Source organism: Streptomyces sp. NPDC014676 (genome assembly GCF_043084105.1).
Lineage (GTDB): Bacteria > Actinomycetota > Actinomycetes > Streptomycetales > Streptomycetaceae > Streptomyces.
This window is the reverse complement of sequence record NZ_JBIBZI010000041.1, coordinates 1-7003: the sequence shown is the minus strand read 5'-3', so window position 1 is coordinate 7003 and position 7003 is coordinate 1. Positions and strand designations below refer to the sequence as shown.

Genomic DNA, 7003 nt, shown 5'->3' with positions numbered 1-7003 from the left:
CGGCAGTTGATCGGCGACGTGTGGGAGTGGACGGCGAGCGACTTCCTGCCCTACCCGGGGTTCAGGGCGTTCCCGTACAAGGAGTACTCGGAGGTCTTCTTCGGCCCCGAGCACAAGGTGCTGCGCGGCGGTTCGTTCGCCGTGGACCCGGTGGCCTGCCGGGGCACGTTCCGCAACTGGGACTACCCGATCCGGCGGCAGATCTTCTCCGGGTTCCGCACGGCCCGCTCGGAGGACGTCTGATGTGCCGTCACGTGGCGTACGTGGGGCCCGCGGAGCCGCTGGGCGAGTTGCTCGTGAAGCCGCCGCACGGTCTGTACCGGCAGTCGTGGGCTCCCCGGCGGCAGCGGTACGGCACGGTCAACGCCGACGGTTTCGGTGTCGGCTGGTACGCGGAAGGGGACCCGGTGCCGGCCCGCTACCGGCGGGCCGGGCCCGTCTGGGCGGACCTGTCGTTCGCCGACCTCGCCCGGGTCGTCCGCTCCGGCGCGCTGCTCGCCGCGGTGCGGGACGCGACCCTGTCGGGCGCGGACGCGGAGGCCGCCGCGGCCCCGTTCGCCGCGGGGACGTGGCTGTTCAGCCACAACGGCGCGGTCCGGGGCTGGCCCGGCTCCCTGGCCGCCGTCTCCCGGACGCTGCCTCCCGAGGACCTGCTGTCGCTGCAGGCCCGCAACGACTCGGCGCTCGTGTGGGCGCTGGTCCTGGCGAGGCTGCGCGGCGGTGACGAGGAGGGGCAGGCGCTGGCCGACACGGTGCTGGAGGTCGCTGCCGCCGCCCCCGGCTCGCGGCTGAACCTGCTGCTCGCCAACGGCGACACCGTCACCGCGACCGCCTGGGGCGACACCCTGTGGTACCTCACCCGGCCCGGCGGCGGCACCGTCGTGGCCTCCGAGCCCTACGACGACGACACGAACTGGCGTCAGGTCCCCGACCGCACCCTGCTCGCGGCGAGCCGCACCGACGTGCTGCTCACCCCGCTCCAGGCCTTGTCACGGGTTGCACCCACGCCAGGTCGGCCGCTCGGAATGGACCGTCCACCACGTGGCTGAAGCCGGCCGCCGGGGTATGACCGGCGGTCGACGGCGACGTACCGCATCCGGTTCAGACGTCGGCGGGTTCTGTCCCGCTGTTCGCGACGTGACGGCGCAGGAGACCCTCGACTCCTCGCAGGAAGGTGTCGCAGACCATCACGGGGTCGAACAGGCAGCCGGCTGCCGTGGCGCCATCACGCATCATCACGAAGTGATGCGCGGCGGCTTCAGCGGGCGTCTCCCGGATGTCGGCCAGAAGTTCGGTGACCTTGTCGAGGAACCACTGACGGTGTGCGAGCACGGCGACGTGAACCGGGTGGTCGGGGTCCGGGAATTCGGCGACGGCGTTGAGGAAGGCGCATCCTCGGTAGCTCGGGGTCTGGATGCTCCCGGCTATGGACTTGCTCAGCGCCCTGATCGTGTCGGCCGCCGGAAGTCCAGCGGCGACGGCCTCGTCCGCCCGGCGCCGCATGGCCGCGTCGGCTTCGCCCAGGTATGCGAGGACGAGGTCCTCCTTGCTGGGGAAGTGCCGGTAGAAGGTCGCCCGTGTCACCCGCGCCTCCGTGGCGATCCGGTCGACGCCCACGGCGTGAATCCCCTCGGCGTAGAAGAGCCGACAGGCCGTGTCGAGCAGCCGTGCCCGCGCTTCGGACGGTCGGCCTTTGGATTCGCTGCGCACCATGCCCCCATCATAGCAGGCAGACAGAACGTTCGGTATTGCACGTCGATGCGGATTTACCCATGCGTCGATGCGAATTTACTCATGCGGATACGACAAGACGTCCCTGTCCGGTCCTGGCAGCGATGGCTGGGAAGCGGGCACGGCGTGCGGAAGGGGCGCGCACGCGCGACACGCAGACGGTGTCCGGCGACCTCGCCGCACCGGTCGTGGCAGGTCGAGCCGAGTCGGAGATGCGGACGGTGTCGCCCGGCCGCGCGTAATCGAGGAGCGCGCGGAACTTCGGCCGCTGGAGTGGGTGGAGACGGCTGCAAGTGCCCGGATCCTCCTCGAAAACGACCGGGTCCTCGATCCCGGCCTCGTCCAGGACGAGGTTCTACCGGGCGGCCGACCGCTGGTCGGTCGAGACCCGTTTGTAGACCAGGTTCGCCATCGAGGGGCCCCTTCCGTACGGAGGATCGGACCCTATCTGTCGTCAAACCCTGTCAGCGATCACCATCGGATCTGGATTCGCGCCGCCGCGAACCCCCGGATTGCACGGGGCATTGGACGCGCCGACTGCCTGTCGGCAAACGATCGTTTGACGACAGGAGCGGCTCGGTGGACGGTGACTGGCTCAGGTCGAGCGCAGGCAGAAGGGGTGTCCGGCCGGGCTGGCGTAGACGCGGCTGCCGGTGCGGGTTTCCGGGGTGACCTCGTCGGTGGGCCGCAGTCGGGTGGCGCCGGCGTCGGTGGCCGTGCGGTCGGCGGTTGCGAGGTCGTCGACGCCGAAGTCGAGGTGCATCTGCTGGGAGGTGCCGTCCGGCCAGTTCGGGGCGGTGTGTCCGGGGGCGGACTGGACGACGATCACTGGGAGGCCGGGGGCCTGAACGAAGTGGTGGGTCGGCGTAGGGGTGAGGGAGCCCCCGAGCAGCCGGTGCCAGAAGGAGCTCTCCTTCTCGATGTCGGCGGCGTCGATGATCACGGAGGTCAGGGTGATGGGCATGGGGGTGTCCTCGTACTGTCGGTGGTTGCTCAGACGGTCGGGATGATGCCGCCGTCGACCCGGAACTGTGCTCCGGTGAGCCATTTCGCGCGGCTGGAAGCGAGGAAGGCGATCATCTCGGCGACGTCCTCGGGGTCGCCGGGGCGGCCCATGGGAACGTTCAGGTGGTCCACGATCTGCTGGGTGGCCTTTTCGGTGGTGATGCCTTGCTTCTCGGCCATGTGCTTCAGGTGGGCGGTGGCGCCGTCGGTGACGACGAAGCCGGGAAGGACACAGACCACGCGCACGCCGTGCTCGCCGACCTCGGTGGCCAGTTCGCGGCTGTAGGTGTTGAGCGCGGCCTTGGCGGCGGCGTAGGACGCCTCGGTGCGCTGAGGCAGTTGGCTGGCGATCGAGGAGACGTGCACGACGACGCCGGAGCCCCGCTCGACCATTCCCGGCACCAGGGCCCGGTCCAGGCGCACGGCGCTGAGGAGGTTCATCTCCAGGTCCGCCCGCCAGGATGCGTCCGACCGGCTCAGGGTCGGCGCCGGGGCGCTCGCCGCGCCCGCGTTGTTCACGAGCACGTCCACGCCGCCCACCTGCTCGACGACGCGGCGGCCGAGTTCGGCCACACCCTGCTGCGTGGAGAGGTCCGCCGCGAGGAATGTGGCACCGCTGTCCTCCTCGGGCCGGCTGCGGGAGGCCGTCAGCACGGTCGCGCCCGCGGCGACGAAGCGCCGCACGGTCGCCGCGCCCAGGCCCCGGCTGCCGCCGGTGACCAGTACCCGAAGGCCGTCGAGGCTGTTGTCCGTGATGGGCATGGGGTCTCTCCTCCGTAAGATGAACCTGACTCCGGAAACGGTACACGTAAGCGGAACCGGACTCACCTTATGGAGGTTCTCTTGCCGGCATCACGCCCGCTGCGCGCCGACGCGCGACGCAACCGCGAGGCACTGCTGTCCGCGGCCCGCCAGGCATTCCTCGGCGGCGACACCGACGCGCACGTGGAGGACATCGCTCGCAGCGCCGGCGTCGCCGTGGGTACGCTCTACCGCCACTTCAAGACCCGCGAAGCGCTGATCGAGGAGGTCTACCGCAAAGAGGTCGACGACCTGTGCGCCACGCCCGGCGTCCTGCTGGACCAACACGCCCCGGAGGAGGCGCTGCGGCGCTTCCTGCTGCTGCTCGTGGACCACGCGGCGGTGGGCAAGGGGATGTCCAGTGTGCTGGAAAGCATCATGGCGACGGACTCACCGGTCTTCGACGACGCACGCACCCGTATGGCCAACGCCCTCTCCCTGCTGCTCGAAGCCGGCAGCGCGGCCGGCACCGTCCGCGACGACGTCACAGGCTCCACCCTGTTGCGCGCCCTGGGCGGCATCTGCGGAATGCGCGCCACGGAGGGCTGGTTGGTCGAGGCCCGGCAGATCACCGCCCTCCTCTTCGACGGCCTGCGGCACGGCGCCCCGCAGTCACCCTGAGTCAGGGGGCGCGTCGTGCGCCGCCGACCAGGTCCTGCCCGTCACTCCTGACCGCTCCCGTCGTCGTCCTCGTCCAGCTCCGGCGAGTCGGGGTAGTGCAGCGGGCGCAGGGCGTCGGCGGCCGGGACACCGGCGGTGAAGTCGTAGCGGCCGAGCACGTTGAGGTTGGCGCGTTTGAGCGGGGAGACGCGGGCGACGTCTTCGTCCAGGACGTCGTGCTCGCGCTCCTCGGAGGGCAGGGCCCGCAACTCCTCGACCGCAGCGTCGAGATAGCGAGTCGTCCACAGTACGGCGGCATTCAGTACAAGACCGAGCGCGCCGAGCTGGTCCTCCTGGCCCGTCTTGTACGCCTGCACGATCTGCCCGCGCTTGCCGTGGCAGATGTCGCGGGCGAGCTTGCGGCGGGACTCCTGCACGGTGAGCTGCCGGTTCATCTGCCGCCGGTAGGTGTCGTCGACCGGGTCGACGACCCGTAGCAGGTGCAGGGTCTTGGCGATCCGCCCGTACTCGGCGAACGCGGTGCCCGGCGGGGTGGGGCGTCCCTCGCGGCCGAACATCCGCAGCAGGTCGTAGGCCCGCACCTGCCCGGTGACCAGGGAGCCGACCACCCGGAGCGTGTCCGGCCAGCGCGTGATCACCTTGTTCGGATTCGCCTTGTTGCGGGCCAGCGGCTCCAGCGGCCCGTACCCGCCGGTCTCCACCCCGGGCAGCTTCGCCCGCCGGAACCTCTGGTCGGCCAGGTCGCGGAAGCGGGGCGAGAAGTTGTAGCCGAGCAGGGAGAACAGGCCGAACACCATGTCGGAGGAGGGGGCGTTGTCGGTGGCCACCATGTCCGGCTTCACCCCGGCGTCGAGGTTCAGCAGGGTGTCCAGGATGTGCAGGGAATCGCGCGGGGTGCCGGGCACGACCATCTGCCCGATGCCCGCTACCTGGTCGTCCACGGCGTTGAGCCGGGTGATGCCCCACGGAAGGCGCCCGCGGGCGCAACGGCGCCGACACCGGTCACCCCTCCTTCATCGAGGCCATCTACACGGAGGATGTCCGCTTCGACCGGGGGCCCGACCTCAAGGGAGCGAGCGGCCGGGAGAACATGGCCTCCCTCGTGGGCAGCGAAGCTCACAGGACAGCCATCGCCGGCGGACTCACCCACTTCACGGGCCTGCCCCTGGAGGAGCTCAACGGCGACAGCGCCGTGGCCACTTCGTACCTCGCCCTCATCCCACCCGACACCGCAGAGGGGCCGCGCGAGCTGGCCAATCACGGCGAGTCGACAGGTTTCCGCATTCACAGGGTTCTGGCCGACAGGTGGACCTTCGTCCGTACCCCCGAGGGCTGGAGGATCGCCAGCCGGACGCTCCTGCCGACCGACGGCAGTCCGGAGGCGCAGAAGCTGCTGCTCGAGGCCGCCCGAAAAGGCTGAGCCCTACGGTCGGCGTCAGCTGACTTCGCCCAGCAGCCGGGACAGTTCGCCGTCGACATCCTGTGCCGCCGCCTCGAAACCGGCCGGTACCAGGCGGTAGGTCTCTCCCAGCCACGCCGTCACGATGTCCACGGGCACGGTCAGCAGTGCACGCCCACAGGGTGAGGCCAACTCAAGGCAGAGAGAGTTCGATTCTGCCTCCTTCCCGGGCCATATCCGTACGTCACCGATCCCGCTGGGCCGGACCGTGCCCTCCGCCAGGAGGTCGCGGGCGAAGACCCAGCTGACCGGGGGGCGCTCGTCGAGCTGGAAGACGACATGAATGCCGTACGGATCCCGTGCGTAGTAGGAGAACCGGGCGGACACGGGGATGCTGCGCCCTGGGGCGACCACAAGTTGCACTATGCATGTAAGTTCTGCGCGGGGCATGCTGTCACTCCGTGGAATGTGGAATCGCGAGAGAGGCTTCCGTTGTGCCGGCTGCCTCACGCGTCGCAGTGCACCTCGATGGGGGGAGGGCGCGGCGGCCGTCCGCTGCCCCTTCCGTGCCTGCTGCGCGTACAGTCCGGGGCTGTGTACACCACAGCTCCGCGACCGGCCTTGCCGCTCATCAACGGCACAGAACCTACGCCGGGTGTAAGGAAAAATGAACACTCCGTGTCCGTGACATAGGCCATTGAATGGTGTCTGACATGCGAGACGCGTGGGAATGCAAGCCGTGTGAATGGACCGGTGCAAATGCGGTGAGGCGCGCGCAGGGCGGCACCCTGTTCGGTATCCGACCGGTCCGACCTGCGCCTTGTTCATTGCCGTCAAGTTCTACTCATTGGTAATGAAGCCGAGGCGCACCGCTCGGTCCGATGGTGCGTTCCGCTACCGAATCGTCGTCTTGCGGCGGCCCCCGCGCGGAGTATAGTGAACGTTACATACACACCGTCGTCGACCATTGTGATCTCGACCCTCAGTCCGCACCTCGGCGATCTGATGAGGAGATCCGCCATGTCGCCCACGCGATCGCTGACGCAGCCGCAGCACCGTTTCGATACGGTCTTCGCTCCCGAACTCACCAGAGTGTCGGAAGCCCGACGCTCTGCCTCGGCTGTGCAACTCTCGGCCTGAGGACCCGAGAGGGCGGGGACTGGTGATCGTCGCGGCACTCGCGCAGAGCTGGGGAGTGAGCGAGAGCGGCCGCACGACCTGGGCCGTGTTCCCCTCTCGAGAGACCGGAAGTCACAGCGACTGAGCGTTCTCGGGTCGCGCGACGGGTGCGTGGCCGGCGGTCAGGCCCTGGGGGTCAGAGCTCGGTGGGGGCGGGCGCAGCGAGCGTGCGCAGGAGGCCTTCGACGCCGTTGAGGAAGGTTTCGGAGATCAGTTTGGGGTCGAAGAGGCAGCCGGCTGCCATGGCGCCGTCGCGGAGCATGACGA

The 7003-nt window shown here is 69.6% G+C and carries 7 protein-coding genes and 3 pseudogenes; 4 read left to right on the top strand and 6 right to left on the bottom strand.

The features are described from left to right. Together ACF1DX_RS38930 and egtC are read left to right on the top strand one after the other, a co-directional pair. Positions 1–243: SUMF1/EgtB/PvdO family nonheme iron enzyme (locus ACF1DX_RS38930; protein ID WP_391795869.1), on the top strand; the 243-nt coding region annotated here is incomplete at its 5' end. Next, positions 243–1049, top strand: coding sequence for an ergothioneine biosynthesis protein EgtC (egtC, locus tag ACF1DX_RS38925; protein ID WP_391795868.1), 807 nt, complete (start codon positions 243–245; stop codon positions 1047–1049). The genes ACF1DX_RS38930 and egtC, both read left to right, overlap by 1 nt. 52 nt (positions 1050–1101) lie before the next feature. Here egtC and ACF1DX_RS38920 read toward each other — a convergent pair whose 3' ends face one another. From ACF1DX_RS38920 to ACF1DX_RS38910, 3 genes are all read right to left on the bottom strand, one after another. Beyond that, positions 1102–1713, bottom strand: coding sequence for a TetR/AcrR family transcriptional regulator (locus ACF1DX_RS38920; RefSeq protein WP_391795867.1), 612 nt, complete (start codon positions 1711–1713; stop codon positions 1102–1104). A 613-nt stretch (positions 1714–2326) separates the two neighbouring features. Next, the gene (locus tag ACF1DX_RS38915) at positions 2327–2695 is read right to left on the bottom strand and encodes a VOC family protein (RefSeq protein ID WP_391795866.1); all 369 of its coding nucleotides are present in this window, start codon (positions 2693–2695) and stop codon (positions 2327–2329) included. A 29-nt stretch (positions 2696–2724) separates the two neighbouring features. After that, positions 2725–3498: an SDR family oxidoreductase gene (locus tag ACF1DX_RS38910; protein WP_391795865.1), complete on the bottom strand. Its 774-nt coding sequence runs from the start codon at positions 3496–3498 to the stop codon at positions 2725–2727. Between the two features lie 81 nt (positions 3499–3579). On the opposite strand from ACF1DX_RS38910, the gene ACF1DX_RS38905 reads away from it, so the two are divergent. Further along, positions 3580–4158 carry a TetR/AcrR family transcriptional regulator gene (locus ACF1DX_RS38905; protein ID WP_391795864.1) on the top strand — a complete coding sequence of 193 codons (579 nt, stop codon included), beginning with the start codon at positions 3580–3582 and terminating at the stop codon, positions 4156–4158. 41 nt (positions 4159–4199) lie between these two features. Here the strand turns inward: ACF1DX_RS38905 and ACF1DX_RS38900 are convergent. Continuing rightward, a pseudogene (locus tag ACF1DX_RS38900) lies at positions 4200–5138 on the bottom strand (Tn3 family transposase); the annotation flags it as partial. A gap of 23 nt (positions 5139–5161) precedes the next feature. On the opposite strand from ACF1DX_RS38900, the pseudogene ACF1DX_RS38895 reads away from it, so the two are divergent. Continuing rightward, positions 5162–5578 (top strand): annotated as a pseudogene (locus ACF1DX_RS38895) (nuclear transport factor 2 family protein); the annotation flags it as partial. Positions 5579–5593: 15 nt separating this feature from the next. Here the strand turns inward: ACF1DX_RS38895 and ACF1DX_RS38890 are convergent. Both ACF1DX_RS38890 and ACF1DX_RS38885 read right to left on the bottom strand, forming a co-directional pair. After that, on the bottom strand, positions 5594–5944 hold the full coding sequence (locus tag ACF1DX_RS38890; RefSeq protein ID WP_391795863.1) for an SsgA family sporulation/cell division regulator: 351 nt from the start codon (positions 5942–5944) through the stop codon (positions 5594–5596). A gap of 928 nt (positions 5945–6872) precedes the next feature. Continuing rightward, positions 6873–7003: pseudogene (locus ACF1DX_RS38885) on the bottom strand (TetR family transcriptional regulator); the annotation flags it as partial.